General features: G+C 60.7%; 18 protein-coding genes and 2 tRNA genes. 19 read left to right on the top strand and 1 reads right to left on the bottom strand.

Features of this window, described 5'->3' with window-relative positions; genetic code table 11:
• The first annotated feature begins 99 nt into the window (after positions 1-99).
• The 4 genes from dapB to greA all read left to right on the top strand — a co-directional run bounded on the left by dapB (position 100) and on the right by greA (position 6094).
• Positions 100-909: a 4-hydroxy-tetrahydrodipicolinate reductase gene (gene dapB, locus L1071_RS08910; protein WP_246972873.1), complete on the top strand. Its 810-nt coding sequence runs from the start codon at positions 100-102 to the stop codon at positions 907-909.
• Positions 910-1160: 251 nt separating this feature from the next.
• Positions 1161-2318: a glutamine-hydrolyzing carbamoyl-phosphate synthase small subunit gene (gene carA, locus L1071_RS08915; RefSeq protein ID WP_246972879.1), complete on the top strand. Its 1158-nt coding sequence runs from the start codon at positions 1161-1163 to the stop codon at positions 2316-2318.
• A gap of 72 nt (positions 2319-2390) precedes the next feature.
• The gene (carB, locus tag L1071_RS08920) at positions 2391-5621 is read left to right on the top strand and encodes a carbamoyl-phosphate synthase large subunit (RefSeq protein ID WP_246972886.1); all 3231 of its coding nucleotides are present in this window, start codon (positions 2391-2393) and stop codon (positions 5619-5621) included.
• On the top strand, positions 5618-6094 hold the full coding sequence (greA, locus tag L1071_RS08925) for a transcription elongation factor GreA (RefSeq protein ID WP_246972888.1): 477 nt from the start codon (positions 5618-5620) through the stop codon (positions 6092-6094). The genes carB and greA overlap by 4 nt, the downstream gene beginning before the upstream one ends.
• 286 nt (positions 6095-6380) lie before the next feature.
• Here greA and yhbY read toward each other — a convergent pair whose 3' ends face one another.
• Complete coding sequence (gene yhbY / locus L1071_RS08930; RefSeq protein WP_246972892.1) at positions 6381-6707, bottom strand: ribosome assembly RNA-binding protein YhbY; 327 nt, start codon at positions 6705-6707, stop codon at positions 6381-6383.
• 252 nt (positions 6708-6959) lie between these two features.
• Between yhbY and rlmE the strand changes: the two genes are divergently transcribed.
• The 15 genes from rlmE to pnp all read left to right on the top strand — a co-directional run bounded on the left by rlmE (position 6960) and on the right by pnp (position 22529).
• The gene (rlmE, locus tag L1071_RS08935; protein ID WP_246972895.1) at positions 6960-7592 is read left to right on the top strand and encodes a 23S rRNA (uridine(2552)-2'-O)-methyltransferase RlmE; all 633 of its coding nucleotides are present in this window, start codon (positions 6960-6962) and stop codon (positions 7590-7592) included.
• A 138-nt stretch (positions 7593-7730) separates the two neighbouring features.
• The gene (gene ftsH, locus L1071_RS08940; protein ID WP_246972900.1) at positions 7731-9695 is read left to right on the top strand and encodes an ATP-dependent zinc metalloprotease FtsH; all 1965 of its coding nucleotides are present in this window, start codon (positions 7731-7733) and stop codon (positions 9693-9695) included.
• A gap of 121 nt (positions 9696-9816) precedes the next feature.
• Positions 9817-10689, top strand: coding sequence for a dihydropteroate synthase (gene folP, locus L1071_RS08945; protein WP_378109806.1), 873 nt, complete (start codon positions 9817-9819; stop codon positions 10687-10689).
• Complete coding sequence (gene glmM / locus L1071_RS08950) at positions 10686-12047, top strand: phosphoglucosamine mutase (protein ID WP_246972907.1); 1362 nt, start codon at positions 10686-10688, stop codon at positions 12045-12047. The genes folP and glmM overlap by 4 nt, the downstream gene beginning before the upstream one ends.
• Positions 12048-12111: 64 nt before the next feature.
• Positions 12112-12861: a triose-phosphate isomerase gene (tpiA, locus tag L1071_RS08955; protein WP_246972908.1), complete on the top strand. Its 750-nt coding sequence runs from the start codon at positions 12112-12114 to the stop codon at positions 12859-12861.
• 4 nt (positions 12862-12865) lie between these two features.
• Positions 12866-13225, top strand: coding sequence for a preprotein translocase subunit SecG (secG, locus tag L1071_RS08960; RefSeq protein ID WP_246972914.1), 360 nt, complete (start codon positions 12866-12868; stop codon positions 13223-13225).
• 141 nt (positions 13226-13366) lie between these two features.
• Positions 13367-13453, top strand: a tRNA-Leu gene (locus L1071_RS08965).
• A 107-nt stretch (positions 13454-13560) separates the two neighbouring features.
• A tRNA-Met gene (locus L1071_RS08970) sits at positions 13561-13637 on the top strand.
• A gap of 136 nt (positions 13638-13773) precedes the next feature.
• Positions 13774-14235 (top strand): ribosome maturation factor RimP, encoded by a 462-nt coding sequence (gene rimP / locus L1071_RS08975; protein WP_246972918.1) that lies wholly within the window; start codon positions 13774-13776, stop codon positions 14233-14235.
• Positions 14236-14261: 26 nt separating this feature from the next.
• Entirely contained in the window at positions 14262-15755 is a 1494-nt protein-coding gene (nusA, locus tag L1071_RS08980) for a transcription termination factor NusA (protein ID WP_246972920.1), read from the top strand.
• A gap of 27 nt (positions 15756-15782) precedes the next feature.
• Positions 15783-18335: a translation initiation factor IF-2 gene (gene infB / locus L1071_RS08985; protein WP_246972927.1), complete on the top strand. Its 2553-nt coding sequence runs from the start codon at positions 15783-15785 to the stop codon at positions 18333-18335.
• A gap of 56 nt (positions 18336-18391) precedes the next feature.
• Entirely contained in the window at positions 18392-18784 is a 393-nt protein-coding gene (gene rbfA, locus L1071_RS08990; protein WP_246972932.1) for a 30S ribosome-binding factor RbfA, read from the top strand.
• A complete protein-coding gene (gene truB / locus L1071_RS08995; protein WP_246972940.1) occupies positions 18784-19707 on the top strand; it encodes a tRNA pseudouridine(55) synthase TruB in 924 nt (307 codons plus the stop codon). Before rbfA ends, truB begins: the two co-directional genes overlap by 1 nt.
• Positions 19708-19878: 171 nt before the next feature.
• Positions 19879-20148, top strand: coding sequence for a 30S ribosomal protein S15 (rpsO, locus tag L1071_RS09000; protein ID WP_246972952.1), 270 nt, complete (start codon positions 19879-19881; stop codon positions 20146-20148).
• 251 nt (positions 20149-20399) lie between these two features.
• Entirely contained in the window at positions 20400-22529 is a 2130-nt protein-coding gene (gene pnp, locus L1071_RS09005; RefSeq protein WP_246972970.1) for a polyribonucleotide nucleotidyltransferase, read from the top strand.
• The last annotated feature ends 3 nt before the right edge of the window (positions 22530-22532 follow it).

The raw sequence follows: 22532 nt of genomic DNA on the forward strand, positions 1-22532 counted from the left end.
ATCACGCCATATCCCTGATCGGCGATGTGCGTGACGGGAATGCGGGGCGGTTTGGTATACTCTCCGGTATTCATCGACACGTAATCGTAAGGAGTCCACATGACGCGTATCGCCATCGTCGGCGTCGCCGGGCGCATGGGCCGCACCCTGGTCAACGCCGTACAGCAGGATCTCGACGCTCACCTGGCGGGCGGCATCGTCGAGCCCGGCAGCTCATTGGTCGGTGCCGATCTTGGCGAGCTCGCCGGTGCCGGGCGCTTGGGGGTGAACGCCACGGATGATCCGGCCGCCATCGTCGACGCCTTCGATGTGCTGATCGACTTCACCACGCCTCGGGTCACGCTAGCCAATCTGGCGTTTTGCGCCGAGCACGGCAAGGCCATCGTGATCGGCACCACGGGGCTCTCTGACGATGAGCTCGCCGAGCTCGACGGGTATCGTGACCGCGTCCCCATGGTGTTTGCGCCCAACATGAGTGTCGGCGTCAACCTTACCCTCAAGCTGTTGGAAACTGCTGCTCGGGCGCTGGGTGACGAGGGCTACGATATCGAAGTGAGCGAGGCGCACCATCGCCATAAGGTCGATGCACCTTCCGGCACGGCGCTGAAGATGGGGGAGGTCGTGGCCAAGGCGCTGGATCGCGACCTCAAGGAAGATGGTGTCTTCGAACGGGTCGGCCAGTGTGGCCCGCGTGGCGACAAGGAAATCGGTTTCGCCACCGTGCGTGCCGGCGACATCGTCGGTGAGCATACCGTGATGTTCGCCACCGAGGGCGAACGCATCGAGATCACGCACAAGGCCTCCAGTCGCATGACCTTCGCCAAGGGCGCGGTGCGCGCGGCGCGCTGGGTCGCCTCGCGGGACAGTGGTCGCTACGATATGCAGGACGTGCTGGGCCTCAAAGGGTAGTCTGCAAGTTTTGAATCGCGTATCATCGAATCAATTTGGCCGGGCAAGATTATCGATACCAGAGACGGCTACAGGGATCCGAGCGAATGACAATAAAGCGGGATGAAACCGGACTTCTTTCAGGTTTCGTCCCGCTTTTTTACGACCCGCGAGCAGCGGCTGTCGATACTCTCAGTGCTCCTTGAATACGAGGGGTCGGCGACACGTCGGCCCTGGCTCAGACTCGCGCATGACAAGGGGAGGACGTTGCGTTGATCAGACCCGCGATATTGGCCTTGGAAGACGGCAGTGTATTTCATGGCAGTGCCATCGGAGCCGATGGGCAAACCAGTGGTGAAGTGGTTTTCAATACGGCCATGACTGGCTATCAGGAAATCCTTACCGACCCCTCCTACACGCGACAAATCGTTACCCTCACCTATCCTCACATCGGTAACACCGGCGTCAATGCCGAAGACATCGAGTCCGCCGCCATTGCTGCGGCCGGTCTGGTGATCCGTGACTTGCCGCTCATGGCCAGCAACTTCCGCAGTGAGGCGAGCCTCGACGCGTACCTCAAGCGTGGTAACGTGCTGGGCATTGCCGATATCGATACGCGGCGTCTGACGCGGCTGTTGCGCGACAAGGGCGCGCAGAACGGCGCGATCCTGGCGGGTAGCGAGGCCGAGGGCGAGGACGCCGTCGAGCGGGCCTTGGCCGCAGCGCGTGCCTTTCCCGGCCTCAAGGGCATGGATCTCGCCAAGGAAGTGAGCTGTCGCGACACTTACGAATGGAGCGAAGGCGAATGGGCGCTGGGCAGCGGCTACGCCGATGCGGCCGGCCCTGATGGAAAGGCTGAGCGTCCCTTCCATGTGGTGGCCTATGACTATGGGGCGAAGTTCAACATCCTGCGCATGCTGGCGTCGCGTGGATGCCGCCTGACGGTGGTGCCGGCGCAGACCCCGGCCGCCGAGGTGCTGGCGATGAATCCCGATGGCGTCTTCCTGGCCAATGGGCCGGGCGATCCGGAACCTTGCGATTACGCCATCGCGGCGATTCGCGAGATCCTCGAGGCCGATTTGCCGCTGTTCGGCATCTGCCTGGGGCATCAACTCCTAGGCTTGGCCTCCGGGGCGCGCACGGTGAAGATGAACAACGGCCATCATGGCGCCAACCATCCGGTCGAAGATATCGATACCGGCCGGGTAATGATCACCAGCCAGAATCACGGCTTCGCGGTCGACGAGGCGAGTCTCCCGGCCAACGTGCGGGCTACGCATCGTTCGCTGTTCGATGGCACGCTGCAAGGCATCGAGCGTACCGATTGCTCGGCGTTCAGCTTTCAGGGGCATCCCGAGGCCAGCCCCGGCCCGCGCGATGTCGCGCCGCTATTCGACCGTTTCATCGCCTTGATGCAAGCGCGTCGCTAAGGCCCCGCCTCCGCGCGGCGGAGGCGCTTTCACGTTGAGCCGTCGTCAGTCACCAAGTTAGCGGGAATCGTCATGCCGAAACGTACCGACATCCAAAGCATCCTGATCATCGGCGCCGGGCCCATCGTCATTGGCCAAGCGTGCGAATTCGATTACTCCGGCGCCCAGGCCTGCAAGGCGCTGCGCGAGGAGGGGTATCGGGTCATCCTGGTCAACTCCAATCCGGCGACTATCATGACCGACCCGGTGATGGCGGATGCCACCTACATCGAGCCAATTACCTGGCAGGCAGTGGCCCAGATCATCGACAAAGAACGCCCCGACGCCATCCTGCCGACGATGGGCGGTCAGACGGCGCTCAACTGTGCGCTGGAGCTCGACAAGCAAGGCGTGTTGACGCAATACGGCGTGGAGATGATCGGCGCCAATGCCGATGCCATCAACAAGGCCGAGGACCGCGATCTGTTCGACAAGGCCATGAAGAACATCGGTCTGCAGTGCCCCAAGGCCAAGGTCGCCCACCGCATGAGCGAGGCGTGGGAGATCCAGGGTGAGCTGGGCTTCCCGGTGATCATCCGGCCGTCCTATACCATGGGTGGTTCCGGCGGTGGGGTGGCCTATAACAAGGAAGAGTTCGAGGAAATCTGCACCCGAGGGTTCGAGCTTTCCAACAACCACGAGCTGCTGATCGACGAGTCGCTGTTGGGTTGGAAGGAATACGAGATGGAGGTCGTGCGCGACAAGCACGACAACTGCATCATCGTCTGCGCTATCGAGAACTTCGACCCGATGGGTGTGCATACCGGGGATTCCATCACCGTGGCGCCGACGCAGACGCTGACCGACAAGGAATATCAGATCATGCGCGACGCCTCCTTGGCGGTGCTGCGTGAGATCGGTGTCGAGACCGGCGGCTCTAACGTGCAGTTCGGGGTCGATCCGGACACCGGTCGTGTGGTGGTCATCGAGATGAATCCGCGCGTCAGTCGCTCCTCGGCGCTGGCCTCCAAGGCGACCGGCTTTCCGATCGCCAAGATCGCCGCCAAGCTGGCGGTGGGCTACACGCTCGATGAACTGCAGAACGACATTACCGGCGGCAAGACACCGGCTTCGTTCGAGCCGTCGATCGATTACGTGGTCACCAAGATCCCACGCTTCACCTTCGAGAAGTTCCCCCAGGCGAACGACCGCCTGACCACGCAGATGAAGTCGGTGGGCGAAACCATGGCCATCGGGCGGACCTTCCAGGAGTCGCTGCAGAAGGCGCTGCGTGGCATGGAAATCGGCGTCGATGGCCTGGATCCCAAGGTCACCGATTTCAACGGCGCGGGCATGGCCCTTATCAAGGGCGAGTTGCAGGCCGCCGGCGCCGATCGGATCTTCTACGTGGCCGATGCGATGCGCGCGGGCATGAGTATCGACGAGGTCTTTGATCTGACCAACATCGATCGCTGGTATCTGGTCCAGCTAGAGGAGCTGGTGCGTCTCGAGCAGCAAGTCGCCAGCCGTTCGCTGAACGAGCTGTCGGCGGCGACGCTGTTCCACCTCAAGCGCAAGGGCTTTGCCGATGCGCGCCTGGCCACGCTGCTCGGGGTTTCCGAGGAAGAGTTCCGCAAGACGCGCCAGAAACACGGCATTCGTCCTGTCTACAAGCGTGTCGATACCTGTGCTGCCGAGTTCGCCTCCGATACCGCCTACATGTACTCCACTTATGAGGAAGAGTGCGAGTCCGAGGTTAGCGATCGGCAGAAGATCATGGTGCTGGGCGGTGGCCCCAATCGTATTGGCCAGGGTATCGAATTCGACTACTGCTGCGTGCACGCAGCGCTCGCCATGCGCGCCGACGGCTTTGAAACCATCATGGTCAACTGCAATCCCGAGACCGTGTCCACCGACTACGACACCAGTGATCGTCTCTACTTCGAGCCGGTGACGCTCGAGGACGTGCTGGAGATTGCCGACAAGGAAAAGCCGGCCGGGGTGATCGTACAGTTCGGTGGGCAGACCCCGCTCAAGCTGGCGCGCGCGCTAGAGGCGGCCGGTGTGCCGATCATCGGCACTACGCCGGATGCCATCGATCGCGCCGAGGATCGCGAGCGCTTCCAGACGATGATCGACAAGCTGGGGCTCAAGCAGCCGCCCAACGCCACCGCACGCAGCTTCGAGGAGGCTTTCTCCAAGGCCGAGAAAATCGGCTATCCGCTGGTGGTACGTCCCAGTTACGTGCTGGGCGGTCGCGCCATGGAGATCGTCTATGACGCCTCCGAGCTGGAAAGCTACATGACCCACGCGGTCAAGGTCTCCAACGATTCGCCGGTGCTGCTGGATCACTTCCTCAATGCGGCCGTGGAGATCGATATCGACGCGGTCAGCGACGGTGAGCTGGTGGTGATCGGCGGCATCATGCAGCATATCGAGCAGGCCGGTGTGCACTCCGGCGACTCGGCGTGCTCGCTGCCGCCGTACTCGCTGCCGCCAGAGGTCCAGGACGAGATGCGCGACCAGGTCAAGCGCATGGCGCTGGAGCTCAATGTGGTCGGGCTGATGAATGTGCAGCTCGCCTGGCAGGATGGTGAGATCTACGTCATCGAGGTCAATCCGCGTGCGTCGCGCACAGTGCCGTTCGTGTCCAAGTGCATCGGCATCTCGCTGGCCCAGGTCGCGGCGCGCTGCATGGCGGGCCAGACCCTTGCCGAGCAGGGTTTTACCCGCGAACGCGTGCCAGGCTATTACAGCGTCAAGGAAGCCGTCTTCCCGTTCAACAAGTTCCCGGGCGTCGATCCGATCCTGTCGCCGGAAATGAAGTCCACCGGCGAGGTGATGGGCAGCGGTGCGACCTTTGCCGAAGCCTTCTACAAGGCGCAGCTTGGCGCCGGTGAGGCGATTCCGCGCTTGAGTGGTGAGCGTCAGGCGTTCCTCTCGGTGCGTGATCCGGACAAGAGCGAGATTACCGAGGTGGCGCAATCTCTGCTAGCATTGGGCTTCAGCCTGATCGCGACCCGTGGCACCGCCATCGCTCTCGAAGCGGCTGGCCTCCCGGTCAAGGTCGTCAACAAGGTCTATGAAGGTCGCCCCCATATCGTCGATATGCTCAAAAACGACGAGGTGGCCTATATCGTCAATACGACCGAAGGCCGCCAGGCGATCAGTGATTCTTCCGTGATCCGCCGTACCGCACTCGCGCGCAAGGTCCCTTATGCCACGACACTGGCTGGGGCGCGTGCGGTGTGTATGGCGCTTGAGTATGGAAACGCAATTACCGTACGGCGGCTGCAGGAACTGCATGCAGGAGCAAGCACATGAACAAGGTCCCGATGACCGTCGCAGGTGAGAAAAGCCTGCGAGAGGAGCTCGAGCACCTCAAGAGCGTGGATCGCCCGCAGGTGATCCAAGCCATTGCCGAAGCACGCGAGCATGGCGATCTCAAGGAAAACGCCGAATACCACGCTGCGCGCGAGCAGCAAGGGTTCATCGAAGGGCGTATCCAGGAAATCGAAGGCAAGCTATCCGCGTCGCAGGTGATCGACGTCACCAAGTTGCCCAAGACCGGCAAGGTGATCTTCGGCGTGACGGTCGAGTTGATCAACCTTCAGAACGACGAGGAGGTACGCTACCGTATCGTCGGCGAGGACGAGGCGGACATCAAGGAAGGGCGGATTTCCGTGACCTCGCCGATCGCGCGCGCGCTGATCGGCAAGCAAGAAGGCGATACGGTGCTGGTGCGCACGCCGGGCGGCGATGTCGAATACGAGATTGCCGGTGTCGAGCACCTGTAACCCGGCTGCGCCGGAAGTTGGAAGTTATTAGCTGAAAGAGCGGCGCTACGTGCTTGGAAGAAAGATCAAAAGCGGAAGCCAAACCCAAAACAGTACTGTGGTGGTTTGATCTTGGCTTCTAGCTCCTAATGAAAGATGCCAGCGACGATATTTCGTCGCTGGCATCTTTTCGTCCAAGGGGTGCATACGGATTCTGGAAGCTCAAAGCGGGTTTTGCTGTTTCTTCCGACTTCCAGGCGCGAAGCGCCGTTCTTATAACTTCAAGCTCCGGGCACCGCCCGGCCGCTCAACGCCGCCCGTGATGGTTCTCGAAGCGCTGGATGTTGGATAGCTTGGGGTTGACCCGAGGGTTGCGGCGATAAAGCAGTGCAACCTTGCCGATCGTCTGGATGAGTTCGCTGTGGCTGGCCTCGGTCAACTCGTCGATCACGGCTTGACGGGCGTCGCGATCGCCGATGGCGAGCTTGACCTTAATGAGTTCGTGATCTTCCAGGGCGCGAGCGAGCTCGGCCAAAACGCCTTCGCTCAGCCCGTTTTCCGAGACCGTCACCACGGGGTTCAAGTGGTGGCCGATGCTGCGAAATGCTTTCTTTTGTGCCTGTGACAAGCTCATGGTATCGTGACTGTTCCGGGTTGGCGGATGCTCGGCGTGTTGCCGAGAGCGTTATCTGAATGCGGTCAAGCCGCAGCTGGCGCGACTGCTGTCGGCCGTTCTGGCCTTGTAGTCAGCACGATGTAGCGCCGAAAAAAGATAGAACGCGCCATGTTACGGGGAAAGCGGCGTCTTGGAAAGGCCGTGCCGCCCGCTCAGCTAGCCCGCCCTGCCTTCCGGATGAGTTTTGACCGCTATCGATTTAGGTGACCCGTGGCACGTTCCTCGCATACTAGCAAGAGCTCGGCCTCTTGGCTCAAGGAGCACTTCGATGATCGCTACGTGCAGCGTTCGTGGCAAGATGGCTATCGCTCGCGGGCGAGTTACAAGCTGCTCGAACTCGATACCAAGGATGCGCTGCTCAAGCCGGGCATGACCGTCATCGACCTTGGCGCCGCGCCAGGCGGATGGAGCCAGATTGCCGCCGATAGGGTCGGGGCCAAGGGCTGTGTGGTGGCGTCGGATATCCTGGAGGTAGATGCACTGGCCGGGGTGACGTTCGTGCAGGGCGACTTCACCGAAATGGAGGTGCTGGAGCGAATTCTCGCCGCCTTGGAAGGGCGCCGTGTGGACCTTGTGATGTCCGACATGGCCCCCAATATGAGTGGTATGGCGGCCATTGATCAGCCCCAGGCGATGTATCTCGTCGAGCTGGCGCTGGATCTGGCGCGTCAAACCTTGTCGCCTGGTGGGCGTTTTCTGGCCAAGGTCTTCCAGGGAGAAGGGTTCGATGCATATTTGAAGGAGCTGCGCAGCAGCTTTCGCAAGGTGACGACTCGCAAGCCGGAAGCCTCGCGTGCCCGTTCGCGCGAAGTTTATCTGTTTGCAGAAGGATTCCACGGCTGAGCTTGTGTCCATAGGACTTACCCTCAGGCGTATCGGCTCGATAGTCATGATGACTTGGTAGGCGGAACGCTTCTTGTGGTGTAATGTCCAAACTATGGTCCTGCTTGGCAGACAGTTGCATGCAATGAGGGTATTCCCTTGAACGATATGGCGAAGAACCTGATTCTCTGGTTGGTCATCGCGGCAGTGTTGCTGACGGTGTTCAACAACTTCAGTTCCGACAGCTCACCTCAGGCGATGAGCTACTCTCAATTCGTCGAGCAGGTGCAAAATGATCGTGTGAGCAATGTAACCATCGAGGGTTACACGATCACAGGTGAGCGTGATGATGGCACGCAATTCCAGACGATCCGTCCTGCGGCGCAGGATCCCAAGCTGATGGATGATCTGCTGGCCCACGATGTCAGCGTGGTGGGTAAGCAGCCGGAAGAGCAAAGCCTGTGGACGCGGCTGCTCGTGGCCAGCTTCCCGATTCTGATCATCCTGGCGATCTTCATCTTCTTCATGCGTCAAATGCAGGGGGGTGCTGGCGGCAAGGGCGGTCCCATGAGCTTTGGCAAATCCAAAGCCAAGCTGCTGACCCAAGACCAGATCAAGACAACCTTCGCCGATGTGGCCGGTTGTGACGAGGCCAAGGAAGAGGTCGAGGAGCTCGTCGACTTCCTCAAGGACCCCAGCAAGTTCCAGCGTTTGGGGGGACAGATCCCTCGCGGTGTCTTGATGGTAGGCCCGCCGGGCACGGGTAAGACGTTGCTGGCGAAATCGATCTCTGGCGAAGCCAATGTGCCGTTCTTCTCGATCTCGGGCTCCGACTTCGTGGAAATGTTCGTCGGCGTCGGGGCATCGCGTGTTCGTGACATGTTCGAGCAAGCCAAGAAGCAGGCCCCGTGCATCATCTTTATCGACGAGATCGACGCGGTCGGGCGTTCACGTGGCGCCGGCATGGGTGGCGGTAACGACGAACGCGAGCAGACGCTCAACCAGTTGCTGGTCGAGATGGACGGTTTCGAGGCCAACGAAGGCATCATCGTCATCGCCGCGACCAACCGCCCCGATGTGCTCGATCCAGCGCTGACGCGTCCCGGCCGTTTCGACCGTCAGGTCGTGGTGTCGCTTCCCGATATTCGCGGTCGCGAGCACATTCTCGGCGTGCACCTGCGCAAGGTGCCACTGGCGGATGATGTTCACTCGAGCCTCATCGCACGCGGGACGCCGGGTTTCTCCGGTGCCGACCTGGCCAACCTGGTCAATGAGGCGGCACTGTTCGCGGCGCGTCGCAACAAGCGTCTGGTGGGCATGGACGAGCTCGAAATGGCTAAGGACAAGATCCTGATGGGCGCCGAGAAACGCTCGATGGTCATGTCCGAGAAAGAAAAGAGCAACACCGCGTATCATGAGTCGGGCCACGCCATCATTGGGCTCTTGATGCCTGAGCATGATCCTGTCTACAAGGTGACGATCATCCCGCGCGGTCGGGCGCTGGGTGTGACTATGTTCCTGCCGGAAGAAGACCGGTATAGCCTCTCTCGGCAGCAGATCATCAGTCAGATTTGCTCGTTGTTTGGCGGTCGTCTTGCCGAGGAGATGACGCTGGGGCCGAATGGTGTCACCACCGGTGCTTCCAACGACATCAAGCGCGCCACCGAACTGGCCCATAACATGGTCGCCAAGTGGGGTCTCTCTGAGGAGATGGGGCCGCTGATGTACGACGAGGACGAATCGCACCAGTTCTTGGGCGGTCCTGGTCAAGGCGGCAAGCTCAAGTCTGGCGAGACGACGACACGGCTCGATAAAGAAGTGCGTCGGATCATCGACGAGTGCTATGCCAAGGCGCGCCAGCTTCTCGAGGATAATCGTGACAAGCTGGATCTGATGGCCGAGTCGTTGATGCAATACGAAACCATCGATGCCAATCAGCTTCGCGATATTATGGAAGGCCGTAAGCCGCGTCCTCCCGAAGATTGGGATGACAAGGGCCCGACCACCGGGTCGGGGCACGCTGAGGGCACGTCGGCGGACGAAGAGTCCGACACCAGCAGTGACAAAGATGACGATGCGCGGCGTCGCCCTTCTGATCCGCTGGGTGGGCCGGCCGGCCACTAAGCGCTACCCACCCTGTGTCATGCTACAACGGGCGCCGCTATGCGGCGCCCGTTGGCGTTTGGGGGAGTGCTTACACCCAAGGCCCTGCATGATAAAGTGAATGTTTGACGTTGCCACGGCCATGATCATGCAAGACCGATATACCATGCCTGCGCAGTTACGCTGTGGGCGCCATCAGCTCGATCTCTCGTATCCCCGCGTGATGGGGATCCTCAATGTCACCCCCGATTCGTTTTCCGATGGTGGCCGTCATAACGCCCTGGACGAGGCGGTACGTCACGCCGAGTCCATGTTGGCCGAGGGGGCGGCGATCATCGATATCGGCGGCGAGTCGACCCGTCCCGGTGCCTCGCCAGTGCCGCTTCAGCAAGAGCTGGACCGCGTGCTGCCGGTGGTAGAGCGTTTGGTCAACGAGCTGGATGCATTGGTGTCGTTGGATACGAGTCGCGGCGAAGTGATGCGTGAGGCGTCGGCACGTGGCGCGGGAATGATCAATGACGTGCGTAGTCTGCGCTGGCCCGGCGCGTTGGAGGCTGCAGCGATGAGCGGCTTGCCGGTATGTGTGATGCACATGCTTGGCGAGCCGACCGATATGCAGCGGGCACCGCATTATGAGGTGCCGATCGAGGAAGCGGTGGCCGGGTTTCTCGAGACGCGTATCGCCGAATGCGAGGCGGCAGGCATCAGGCGCGACAGGTTGGTGCTCGACCCAGGCTTTGGTTTTGGCAAGCGTGTCGAACATAACCTGCGGCTGCTGAATCGCATGCAACCATTGACTGATTTTGGGCTCCCCATACTAGCTGGCATGTCACGTAAGAGTATGATTGGTAAAGTGCTGGCGCGTCCCGTCGAGGAGCGCCTGCCGGGCGGCCTGGCGCTTGCCACGATGGCGGTGGAGCGAGGGGCGCGTATCGTGCGCGTTCACGATGTGGGACCGACGGTGGATGCGGTCAATATGACTTGGGCAGTGCTACAGGAAGGCACCGACGCATGACACGACGCTATTTTGGAACCGATGGTATTCGCGGCACGGTGGGAGAGCCTCCCATTACTGCCGATTTCGTATTGAAACTGGGCTGGGCGATGGGCCGTGTGCTGTCGCGCCACACGGGTCGCAAGTCGCGCGCCAAAGTATTGATCGGCAAGGACACGCGGATTTCGGGCTACATGTTCGAGTCTGCCCTGGAGGCGGGGCTGTCAGCGGCAGGGGTCGACGTATCCTTGCTGGGGCCGATGCCCACGCCGGGTATCGCATATCTGACGCGGACGTTTCGTGCCGATGCGGGGATCGTCATCTCCGCGTCACACAATCCGTTCCAGGATAATGGCATCAAGTTCTTCTCCGCCGAGGGCGTAAAACTTGCCGATGCCGTCGAGGAAGAGATCGAGGCGGAGCTCGAGCAGCCGCTCACCACGGTGGCGCCGGCGGCCTTGGGTAAGGCGCTGCGTATCTCCGATGCTGCAGGACGTTACATCGAATTCTGCAAGTCCACGGTGCCTGACCGGCTGACGCTGGAAGGCCTGAAGGTGGTGCTGGACTGCGCGCATGGCGCGACCTATCACATCGCCCCCAGCGTGTTGCGCGAACTGGGCGCCGAGGTCAGCTTGATCGGCGTCGATCCGGATGGGCTCAATATCAACCAGGGTGTGGGGTCCACGCATCCCGACGCCTTGCGCGCGACGGTGATCGAGCATGGCGCTGATCTCGGCATGGCATTGGATGGTGATGGCGACCGGGTGATCCTCGTCGATGCTGAGGGGCATGAGGTCGACGGCGACGATATTCTTTATCTGATTGCCCGCGACCGGAAGATGCGCGATATGCTGGGCGGTGGCGTGGTCGGCACGCTGATGTCCAACTTCGGTCTTGCGGCCGCGCTGGAGGCCTTGGATATTCCCTTTGAGCGAGCCAAGGTCGGCGACCGTTATGTGATGGAGCGCCTGGCGGCCAACGGTTGGCAGTTGGGTGGCGAATCCTCCGGTCATATTGTCTGCGGCCATGTGCAGTCGACCGGGGATGGCATCGTGTCGGCGCTTCAGGTGCTGGCGATCATGGTGCGCGAGTCGTCATCGCTATCGGGTCTGCTCAAGGGGTTCGAGAAGGCGCCGCAAGCGTTGGTCAACGTGCGCCTGACCTCTGATGTGGACAACGAAGCGTTGTTGGCCAATGAGCGGGTGCGTCATGCTGTTGTCTCAGTCGAGGCGGAGTTGGGCGACGAAGGGAGAGTATTGTTACGACCTTCGGGCACTGAGCCCTTGATCCGAGTCATGGTCGAAGGGCGCCCCCATTTCGATGTCGACGCGCTGGCCAAGCGTATTGCGGACGATATCGAGGGGCAAATGGCGCGCTAAGGCGCGCATATTGTGTTGTCAATACGCCTCCTATACCATGGCGCTCCATTCGGAGGACTATTCTATGCGCACGCCGCTGATTGCGGGCAATTGGAAGATGAACGGCTCGAACGCCCTGGTGGATGAGTTCGGTCGTGCCTTCGCCGATGTCGCGCTTCCCGATTCGCTGGACGTCGTCGTATTGCCGCCATTCACTTATCTCGATGCGGCGCGCCGTGCGTTGGCTGACGTCTCCGTGCAGCTCGGCGCGCAGACGCTCAATCCCGCGCATGCCGGTGCCCATACTGGCGAGGTCAGTGGCCGCATGCTCAAAGAGGTGGGTGTCGACTATGTGTTGGTCGGCCACTCGGAGCGGCGCGAGCTTTATCGAGAAACCGATGACGACGTCTATGATCGCCTGCTGGCAGCATTGAATGTCGGCATTCAGCCGATTTTATGCGTTGGCGAGACGCTCGAGGCGCGCGATGCAGGGCATACCTTTGATGTCGTGCTGCGCCAGGTCGGTCATGCGCTGGCCTCCCTCGAGCCCGAGCAACGTGCTCGGGTGACGATCGCTTATGAGCCGGTCTGGGCCATCGGCACGGGACGTACGGCGACGCCCGAGCAAGCGCAGGACGTCATGGCCGCAATTCGTGAGTACCTGGCCGGTATCGATTCCGGCCTGGCGCAGTCAATGCGGTTGCTTTACGGCGGCAGTATGAGCGCGGCCAACGCGGCCGAGTTGCTGGCTCAGCCGGATATCGACGGCGGCCTGGTGGGTGGTGCTTCGCTCAAGGTCGACGATTTTCTAGCCATTTGTCATTCAGCAAGGTAGCGCGATGTATATTGGGGTGTTGTTGGTTCACGTGGCGATCGCCATTGCCCTGGTGGTGTTGGTGTTGCTACAGCAAGGCAAGGGCGCCGACGCTGGCGCGTCCTTCGGGGGCGGTGCTTCGCAAACGGTTTTCGGGTCGCAAGGCAGCGGTAATTTCCTGGCCAAGTTGACGGGCGTGCTGGCGGCAGTTTTTTTCGCGACCTCGCTGGGCCTGGCGTACATGGTCTCGCAGGCCGGGGATGCGCCACAGGAAGGTGTGCCCGATGCACAAGTCGTCGAGCAACAAAAATCTTCGCCATCTATTGACGAAGAGGAAGATAACGAGCAGAATGCAGCGCCAGTACTCGAGGACGGCGGCGAATAAATGCAATGCCGTCATTGGGTTAGCTCATCAAGTAATGTAGAAAAGCCAAATTGGCCGACTTCATGATGAGTGGTGTAGCAGGCGAAGCGATGCAGACCAAAAGTATTAAGTGTTTTGCGTCGAGATAGCCTGGCCCCTGTTGCCGAAGTGGTGGAATTGGTAGACACGCTATCTTGAGGGGGTAGTGACCTCATGGTCGTGCGGGTTCAAGTCCCGCCTTCGGCACCACATTGAGTCAATGTAAGCTGTTGACCCAATTGAAGATTGGCACGATATGACGATGGTTCGACACCTTGACCTTTCAAGAGGTGGTCAGTATAATCGTCAGCCATTGATGCGGGGTGGAGCAGTCTGGTAGCTCGTCGGGCTCATAACCCGAAGGTCGTCGGTTCAAATCCGGCCCCCGCTACCAAGTTTTTTACGAAAAGCCCCTTCCTATGAAGGGGCTTTTTGTTATCACTTGCGACGATAACGCCAATCAGCCACCTAGCTTTCCTCTTTACTCCTGGTCAGGTGCCTGATGCAACTGCTAGTGGGAGCCTCCGCCTGTGGCAAATAAGCACGCTGCACTGAATACGCTCATCGAGCCGGTCGTGACGGCCATGGGCTTCGATCTCTGGGGGGTCGACTACCTTTCCCAGGGTAAGCATTCCCGTTTGGTGATCTATATCGAAAGCGCCGAGGGCGTGACCGTGGACGACTGCGCGTCAGTCAGCCGTCAAGTCAGTGGCGTACTGGATGTAGAAGACCCCATCGCGGGAGAATATCGCTTGGAGGTCTCATCGCCGGGAATGGATCGTCCTCTGTTTACGCTCGATCAGTTCGCGCGTTTCAAGGGCAGCTATGTCCAGGTGAAGTTGAGCGCTCCCTTCGAAGGGCGTCGTAAGTTTCAAGGACAACTGGCGGGTGTCGAGGGCGACGAGATTCTGCTGCAACTCGACGGACAAGAATATTGCTTTCCGGTCGAAAGCATCGAGCAGGCGCGGGTGGTGCCTCAGTTCGATAATTAAGGACAGCTTTTCTACGAGGCATAGGCATGAGTAAAGAGATTCTGCTAGTCGTGGATGCGATCTCGAACGAAAAGGGGGTGCCGCGAGAAGTGATCTTCGAGGCCGTGGAGTCGGCGCTGGCGAGTGCATCGCGTAAGCGTTTCGACGGCCAGGAAGTGAGCGCCCGCGTCAAGATCGACCGCGTGACAGGCGACTATGACACCTTCCGTCGCTGGACCGTCGTCGACGATGACGCGTTCGAGAATCCGGACAGCGAGATTCCGCTCTCCGAGGCAGAGCGTCGCGATCCGCCGCTGGCCCTCGGCGATGTGGTCGAAGAGCAGGTCGAATCGGTGGCTTTCGGACGTATCGCTGCCCAGACCGCCAAGCAGGTTATCGTGCAAAAAGTGCGCGAAGCCGAACGAGCCGAGGTCGTGCGCCAATACGCCGAGCGTGAAGGCGAACTGGTGGCGGGTATCGTCAAGAAGACCACGCGTGAAGGGCTGGTGGTCGACCTGGGGGAGAATGCTGAGGCTTTCCTCCCGCGTAGTGAGATGATCCCCGGCGAACGTTACCGCATGAACGAGCGGGTACGTGCCCTGTTGTGGAAGGTCGATGCCGAGGCGCGTGGTTCGCAGTTGATTCTGACGCGTACGCGCCCCGAGGTGATCGTCGAGCTCTTCAAGATCGAAGTGCCTGAAATTGCCGAGCAATTGATCGAGATCAAGGGGGCTGCACGCGATCCGGGTGCACGCGCCAAGATCGCGGTGAAGACCAATGACAAGCGTATCGACCCGGTCGGTGCGTGTGTCGGCATGCGCGGTTCGCGCGTGCAAGCGGTGTCCAACGAGCTGGGTAACGAGCGCGTGGACATCATTACGTGGGACGACAACCCGGCGCAATTGGTGATCAACGCCATGGCGCCTGCGGAAGTCGGTTCCATTCTTGTCGACGAAGATGCCCACTCCATGGATGTCGCCGTCGCCGAGGATAACCTGGCGCAGGCCATCGGCCGCAGCGGCCAGAACGTTCGCCTGGCTTCCGAGCTAACGGGTTGGACGCTCAACGTGATGACCGAGGAAGAGGCCGAAGGTAAGCGCGAGCAAGAAATCGACAGCCTGATCGAGTACTTCATCAATCATCTCGAAGTCGACGATGAACTGGCACGTCTGCTGGTCGAGGAAGGCTTTACCTCGCTCGAAGAGCTGGCCTACGTGCCGCTCGAGGAATTGCTCGAAATCGAGGAATTGGATGAAGCACTGATCGAAACGCTGCGCGCTCGAGCCAAGGACGAGCTGCTGACGCTGGCCATTGCCTCCGAAGAGGCGCTGGACGGCGCGCAGCCTGACGACGACCTCCTTGAAATGGAGGGCATGGAGCGTCACTTGGCATTCACGCTCGCCAGCCTAGGGATCGTCACTCGTGAGGATTTGGCCGAGCAGTCCATCGATGATCTCAAGGACATCGACGATGTGGACGAAGAGCGCGCTGCGGCGCTGATAATGACCGCTCGTGCGCCTTGGTTCGAGAGCGAACAGTAATCTGGTCACGGGCTCAGGAGGGTCGTAATGTCAGACATGACCGTTAAGGATTTTGCCAGCAAGGTGGGACGCGACGTGTCCCGTCTGCTGGAGCAGATGAAAGAAGCAGGACTTCCCCATCAGGCCGAAGGCGATGCGGTATCCGAGGAGGACAAACAGCGCCTTCTCGATCACCTGACGCGCAGCCATGGTGGAGACAGCGGCACGGCGAAGAACCGCGTGACGCTGACGCGTAATACCAAGAGCCGGATCCGTAGTGGCGATGGCCGTGGCAAGGCCATCGACGTGCAGGTGCGCAAGAAGCGTACGTACGTCAAACGCGAGCCGGAGCCGACCGAAGAAGCACCGGCCGAGGACGCCGGTCCGCGTCAGTTGGTCGGTGACATGGCCGATGCCAAGCAGGCTCAGGCCGCCCAAGCTGCCGAAACCGCCAAGGCGGAAGAGGCTGCTGCGGAAGAGGCCGCGCGGGTTAAGGCACAAGAATCGGCACAGGAAGCTCAGGCATCCGAAGCCGCCAAACTGGCTGAAAGCGAGACGCCGAGCACACCGGACGTCCCCGTGCCCGAAGATATCGCCACACCGGCGCCTGCGAGCGAGCCCTACGTCGAAGCGCCGCCGAAAGAGCCGCGGACACCGAACCGTCGTGGTCAGACTCCGCATAAGAAAGAGTCAGAACGTGGCCGCAAAGGCGGACGTGACGATGACGATGATCGCCGTGAGCGGCGTCGCGGCAATGCCAAGAAAGCCAAGCGCTCCGAGCGCCGTGGCGGTCGTCGTGGCGGTGGTCGTGATAATCAGCATGGCTTCCAGAAGCCGACGCAGCCCATCGTCCGCGAAGTTGGCATTCCCGAGTCGATCAGCGTTGCCGAGTTGGCCGACAAGATGTCGATCAAGGCCAATGAGGTCATCAAGGCGATGTTCACCATGGGTGCGGCGGTGACCATCAACCAGACCATCGACCAAGACACGGCGGCCATTGTCGTCGAAGAGATGGGCCACAAGCCCAAGCTGGTCAAGGACGATGCGCTGGAGACGGAAGTGCTCGAGGCCATCTCCTACGAAGGCGATGAAATCACGCGTGCGCCGGTCGTCACGGTGATGGGGCACGTCGATCACGGCAAAACCTCACTACTCGACTTCATCCGCCGCACGAAGGTTGCGACGGGCGAGGCCGGTGGCATCACTCAGCACATCGGCGCTTATCACGTCGAAGATCAGCACGGCGGTGTGACCTTCCTCGATACACCGGGCCACGCGGCGTTCACCGCCATGCGTGCGCGCGGTGCCCAGGCGACCGACGTGGTCATACTGGTCGTCGCTGCCGACGATGGGGTCATGCCGCAGACCGTCGAGGCGATCGAGCATTCCAAAGCGGCCGGCGTCCCGATGGTGGTTGCGGTCAATAAGGTCGATAAGGAAGGTGCGGATTTCGACCGTATACGCAATGAGTTGTCCCAGCACGGAGTGATCTCCGAGGAATGGGGCGGTGATACGCAGTTCGTGCACGTCTCGGCCAAGACCGGTGACGGCATCGATGCATTGCTCGAGGCGGTACTGCTGGTCTCTGAAGTGCTCGAGCTCAAGGCGGTGCCGGACGCGCCGGCCAAGGGTGTCGTCGTCGAATCGCAGTTGGACAAGGGCCGTGGCCCGGTGGCGACCGTGCTGGTACAGAACGGCACGCTCAAGCGGGGCGATATCGTCCTGGCTGGCTTGCACTATGGTCGTGTTCGCGCGCTGGTCAACGAAACCGGCACACGCGTGGAAGAGGTCGGCCCCGCCATGCCGGTCGAGATTCAGGGGCTGGATGGTACGCCTGAAGCCGGTGACGAGTTCATCGTCGTGGCCGACGAGAAGAAGGCGCGCGAAGTCGCCAACTTCCGTCAGGGCAAGTACCGCGAAGTGCGCCTGGCTCGCCAGCAGAAGGCCAAGCTGGAGAACATGTTCAGCCAGATGGGCCAGGACGAAGTGGCCAAGCTCAACGTCGTCCTCAAAGTCGATGTGCAAGGCTCCCTGGAAGCGATTCGCGGCGCCCTGGAAGAGCTCTCCACCGACGAGGTCAAGGTCGCAGTCGTGTCCTCTGGTGTCGGCGGAATCACCGGCACCGATGCCAACCTGGCGGTGGCCAGTGACGCCATCCTGGTCGGTTTCAACGTGCGCGCCGATGTCTCTGCACGGGAAATCGTCGACCGGGAAGGCCTGGATCTGCGCTATTACAGCGTGATCTATCACCTCATCGACGAGGTCAAGCAGGCCATGAGTGGCATGCTGGCACCGGAATGGAAGGAAGAGATCGTCGGCGTAGCCGAAGTGCGCGAGGTGTTCCGTGCGCCCAAGATTGGTGCCGTGGCAGGCTGCATGGTCGTCGAAGGCACCGTGCACCGTCACAAGCGGATTCGTGTACTGCGCGAGAACGTCGTCATCTACGAAGGCGAGCTGGAATCCCTGCGTCGCTACAAGGATGACCTTGGCGAGGTCCGCAGTGGTATGGAGTGCGGTATCGGCGTCAAGAACTACAACGACGTTCAGGTCGGCGACAAGATCGAAGTCTTCGATCAGGTCAAGGTCGAGCGTAGCCTGTAAGGTATGGCGGACGACGTGTCGTCCGCCATCCGAGCGGCGAATCGCGGGAGATAACGATGCGCGAATTCAAACGTACCGATCGTGTGGCCGATCAACTGCAGCAGGAGTTGGCCGTCCTCATCCAGCGTGAGATTAAGGATCCTCGCCTGGGGATGGTCACGGTGAGTGCGGTGACGGTCAGTCGCGATCTGGGTTATGCCGACATCCACATCACGCTGCTGGGTGAAAACGATGCCACGCGCATCGACGAAAACCTCAAGGTGCTGCGGCATGCGCGGGGGTTCCTGCGCAGTCAGATAGCCAATCGCGTCAAGCTCCGGCACGTGCCGGAACTGCGCTTTCATTACGATGAAAGCATCGTGCGCGGTCAGCGTCTGTCGTCCTTGATCGACGAGGCGGTGGCCGATGATCGCCGCCGTCACGACGATGACGAAGACGAGGTACGTTGATGGCGCGACGTCGTCGTGGCATACCGGTGGACGGCGTGCTGTTGCTCGATAAGGCACAGGGCATTTCGTCGAACCATGCCTTGCAGCAGGTGCGTCGTCTGTACGAGGCGCAGAAGGCTGGCCATACCGGTACGCTGGACCCAATGGCGACTGGCTTGCTGCCGATTTGCTTTGGTGAGGCGACCAAATTTTCGGCCTATTTGCTCGATGCCGACAAGACGTATCGCACGCGTGTCAGGCTGGGTGAAATTACCGATACCGGTGACGCCGAAGGTACGTTGGTCGAGCGTCATTCGGTGCCGGCCCTCGTCGAGGATGATATCGAGGCTGCGCTAGCACGGTTTCGCGGTGATATCGAGCAGGTTCCTCCGATGTACTCGGCACTCAAGCACCAGGGGCGCCCGTTGTACGAGCTGGCGCGCGAAGGCAAGCAAGTCGAGCGTGCGGCGCGCCGCGTAACGGTTTATGATATGCGCCTGTTGTCGTGCGAGAGCGAAGGCTTCGAGCTCGAGGTCCGCTGCAGCAAGGGTACCTATATTCGTACCCTGGCTGAGGATATCGGTCGGGCGCTAGGATGTGGCGCGCACATTACGTCCCTGCGTCGGCTACGAAGCGGACCGTTCGACGCCGATGCCATGCAGGGCTTCGAGGCGCTCGAGCAAATGGACGGGGCCTCGCGTCAGGCGCGATTGTTGCCCATCGATGCGATGTTGCCCCATGTGCCATCGCTTGAAGTGGCAGCGATCGAGTCGCGGCGGCTGCTGCATGGGCAGCGGGCCCGGGTCGACACCGGGGCGCTGGTCGCGGACGAGACGGCGCGTCTATATCACAGCGGTGCTTTCCTGGGACTCGTGAGCGTGACGAGGCCTGGAGAGGTCACGCCGCGACGCTTACGGAATACCGCCTCGCCCGTTCGCGAGTGAGGCGTGATGCCGGCGCGTGCCATGTGCGTCGGGGCACACCGATACCCTCGGTGTGCATGAAGGCCAGGCCTTTTACATGGCGCCCGTATTTCGCGGGCAGTACCTGGAGACTGCAAATATGCGTGGTCTCCGACATTCATTGCTCAGGCATATTGTTTACTGGAGAGAGAAATGGCACTGACCGCTGAACAGAAAGCCGCCATCGTTGACGAATACGGTCGTGGCGAAAGCGATACCGGTTCGCCTGAAGTACAGGTGGCCCTGCTATCCGCCAACATCGATGGCTTGCAGGATCACTTCAAGAGTAACAAGCAGGATCACCACTCTCGTCGTGGTCTGATTCGCATGGTCAACCAGCGTCGCAAGCTGCTGGATTACCTGAAACGCAAGGATATCGGGCGCTATCAGTCGTTGATCCAGCGTCTCGGCCTGCGCCGCTAAGGAAAGTTCCGTTCGCGACAGAGCAGGTGTGGGTGCCATGAAGGTGTTGCACCTGCATGCCAGGGTCGCGAAGGTCTTTCACATGAGCGCCGACGCATGGTTGTTTGAAACGGGCAGTCCTCCGGGGCTGCCCGTTTTTTGTTTCGTCGGCCCCGGGTGTCGTAATGAGTGGCCCCGTGGCGCGTGAACTCCTAAAATGGTCGCCGAGTCGAAACGACCAATACATGAGATGAAAAGTTAAGGACATTGCCGTGAACCCGGTCAAGAAAACGTTTCAATACGGTCGCAGTACCGTCACCCTGGAAACGGGCCGTATCGCCCGCCAGGCTACCGGTGCCGTGATGGTGACCATGGACGACACCGTGGTGTTGTGTACCGTGGTAGCCAAGAAGGACGTCAACCCCGCCCAGCCATTCTTCCCGCTGGCCGTTTTCTATCAGGAAAAGACCTACGCTGTCGGCAAGATTCCTGGCGGTTTCTTCAAGCGTGAGGGTCGCCCTACCGAGAAGGAAACCCTCACCTCGCGTTTGATTGATCGTCCGATCCGTCCGTTGTTCCCCAAAGGGTTCATGAATGAGGTTCAGGTGGTGTGCACGGTGCTTTCCACCGATCGCAACCATGATCCGGACATCGCGGCGATGTTGGGCACGTCTGCAGCGTTGGCTATCTCCGGGGTCCCCTTCAATGGGCCGATTGCTGCCGCGCGCGTTGGCTTCACCGAAGACAATGGCTATTTCCTCAACCCGACGGTGGAGGAGCTCGGCAGTTCCGAGTTGAACATGGTTGTGGCCGGCACGGAGAAAGCCGTGCTGATGGTCGAATCCGAGGCCAACGAACTGCTCGAGGATGAAATGCTCGGCGCGGTGCTTTTCGGCCATCAAGAAATGCAGGTCGCGATCGCCGCTATCAATGAGCTTACCGCCGAGGCCGGCAAGCCGCGTTGGGAGTGGCAGCCCGCCGTCGAGAATACGGCTCTCAAGGAGGCGCTGGCGGCCGGCTTCGAGACCAAGATCGGCGAGGCCTATCGCATTACCGACAAGATGGAGCGTCAGGATGCCTTGTCCGCCCTGAAGGATGAGGCGATCGCGCAGCTGGCCGGTGAAGAGCAAGGCCAGTTCGATGCTGACGAGGTCAAGGGTGGCTTTGCCGGTCTCGAGAAGCGGGTGGTCCGTTCACGGGTGATCAAGGGCGAGCCGCGCATCGATGGCCGCGATCTCAAGACCGTGCGTCCGTTGGCGATCGAGGTCGGCAACCTGCCCAAGACGCATGGCTCGGCGGTATTCACGCGCGGCGAGACCCAGGCGATTGTGGTCGCGACCCTGGGCACGCTGCGGGATGCGCAGCTGATCGAATCGCTGGAAGGCGAACGTAAGGACCGCTTCCTGCTGCACTACAATTTCCCTCCCTACTGCGTGGGTGAAGCTGGCTTCATGGGCGGCCCCAAGCGCCGCGAGATCGGCCACGGACGTCTTGCACGGCGCGGCGTTCAGGCGGTGCTGCCCAGCGAGGAAGATTTCCCCTACACCATTCGCGTGGTGTCCGAAATCACCGAATCCAACGGTTCCAGCTCCATGGCCTCGGTGTGCGGTACATCCCTGGCGTTGATGGATGCCGGCGTTCCGCTCAAGACACCAGTGGCAGGTATCGCCATGGGCTTGGTCAAGGACGACGACGGCTTCGCGGTGTTGACCGACATCCTCGGTGACGAAGACCACCTAGGCGATATGGATTTCAAGGTGGCGGGTTCCACCGCCGGCGTGACGGCCCTGCAGATGGATATCAAGATCGAGGGCATCAACGAAGAGATCATGGAGACCGCACTGCAGCAAGCTCACGAAGCGCGCCTGCATATTCTGGAGCAGATGAGCACCGTCATTGGCCAGAGCCGTAACGAAGTGTCCGACAACGCGCCGTCGATGGCCACGGTCAAGATCGCTCCGGACAAGATTCGTGACGTGATCGGTAAGGGTGGCGCGACTATTCGCAAGATTTGCGATGATACCGGCGCTTCCATTGACCTCGATGATGACGGTACCGTGCGCATCTATGCCGAGGACAAGAAAGCTGCCAAGGCAGCGATCGATACCGTGCTGGCGATTACCGCCGAGCCCGAGATCGGCAAGCTCTATCAGGGCAAGGTGGCACGTATCACCGACTTCGGTGCCTTCGTCACCTTCATGCCGGGCACCGACGGCCTGGTGCATATCTCGCAGATCGTCCCCGAGCGCGTCAACGACGTGCGCGACTATCTCAGCGAGGACCAGGAAGTCATCGTCAAGGTGCTCGATATCGATAACCGCAACCGCGTGAAGCTTTCCATCAAGGAAATCACCGCGGAAGAAAAAGCGGCTTTCGAAGCAACGCCGGCCGAGACTGAATAAGCG

It is taken from the genome of Chromohalobacter sarecensis (assembly GCF_023061135.1).
GTDB lineage: Bacteria > Pseudomonadota > Gammaproteobacteria > Pseudomonadales > Halomonadaceae > Chromohalobacter > Chromohalobacter sarecensis.

Bases quoted from the DNA above. Each gene is read 5' to 3' on its own strand.
- dapB (WP_246972873.1), top strand. From the start codon at position 100: ATGACGCGTATCGCCATCGTCGGCGTCGCCGGGCGCATGGGCCGCACC.
- carB (WP_246972886.1), top strand. From the start codon at position 2,391: ATGCCGAAACGTACCGACATCCAAAGCATCCTGATCATCGGCGCCGGG.
- greA (WP_246972888.1), top strand. From the start codon at position 5,618: ATGAACAAGGTCCCGATGACCGTCGCAGGTGAGAAAAGCCTGCGAGAG.
- yhbY (WP_246972892.1), bottom strand. From the start codon at position 6,707: ATGAGCTTGTCACAGGCACAAAAGAAAGCATTTCGCAGCATCGGCCAC.
- folP (WP_378109806.1), top strand. From the start codon at position 9,817: ATGATCATGCAAGACCGATATACCATGCCTGCGCAGTTACGCTGTGGG.
- glmM (WP_246972907.1), top strand. From the start codon at position 10,686: ATGACACGACGCTATTTTGGAACCGATGGTATTCGCGGCACGGTGGGA.
- tpiA (WP_246972908.1), top strand. From the start codon at position 12,112: ATGCGCACGCCGCTGATTGCGGGCAATTGGAAGATGAACGGCTCGAAC.
- secG (WP_246972914.1), top strand. From the start codon at position 12,866: ATGTATATTGGGGTGTTGTTGGTTCACGTGGCGATCGCCATTGCCCTG.
- nusA (WP_246972920.1), top strand. From the start codon at position 14,262: ATGAGTAAAGAGATTCTGCTAGTCGTGGATGCGATCTCGAACGAAAAG.
- infB (WP_246972927.1), top strand. From the start codon at position 15,783: ATGTCAGACATGACCGTTAAGGATTTTGCCAGCAAGGTGGGACGCGAC.
- rbfA (WP_246972932.1), top strand. From the start codon at position 18,392: ATGCGCGAATTCAAACGTACCGATCGTGTGGCCGATCAACTGCAGCAG.
- truB (WP_246972940.1), top strand. From the start codon at position 18,784: ATGGCGCGACGTCGTCGTGGCATACCGGTGGACGGCGTGCTGTTGCTC.
- rpsO (WP_246972952.1), top strand. From the start codon at position 19,879: ATGGCACTGACCGCTGAACAGAAAGCCGCCATCGTTGACGAATACGGT.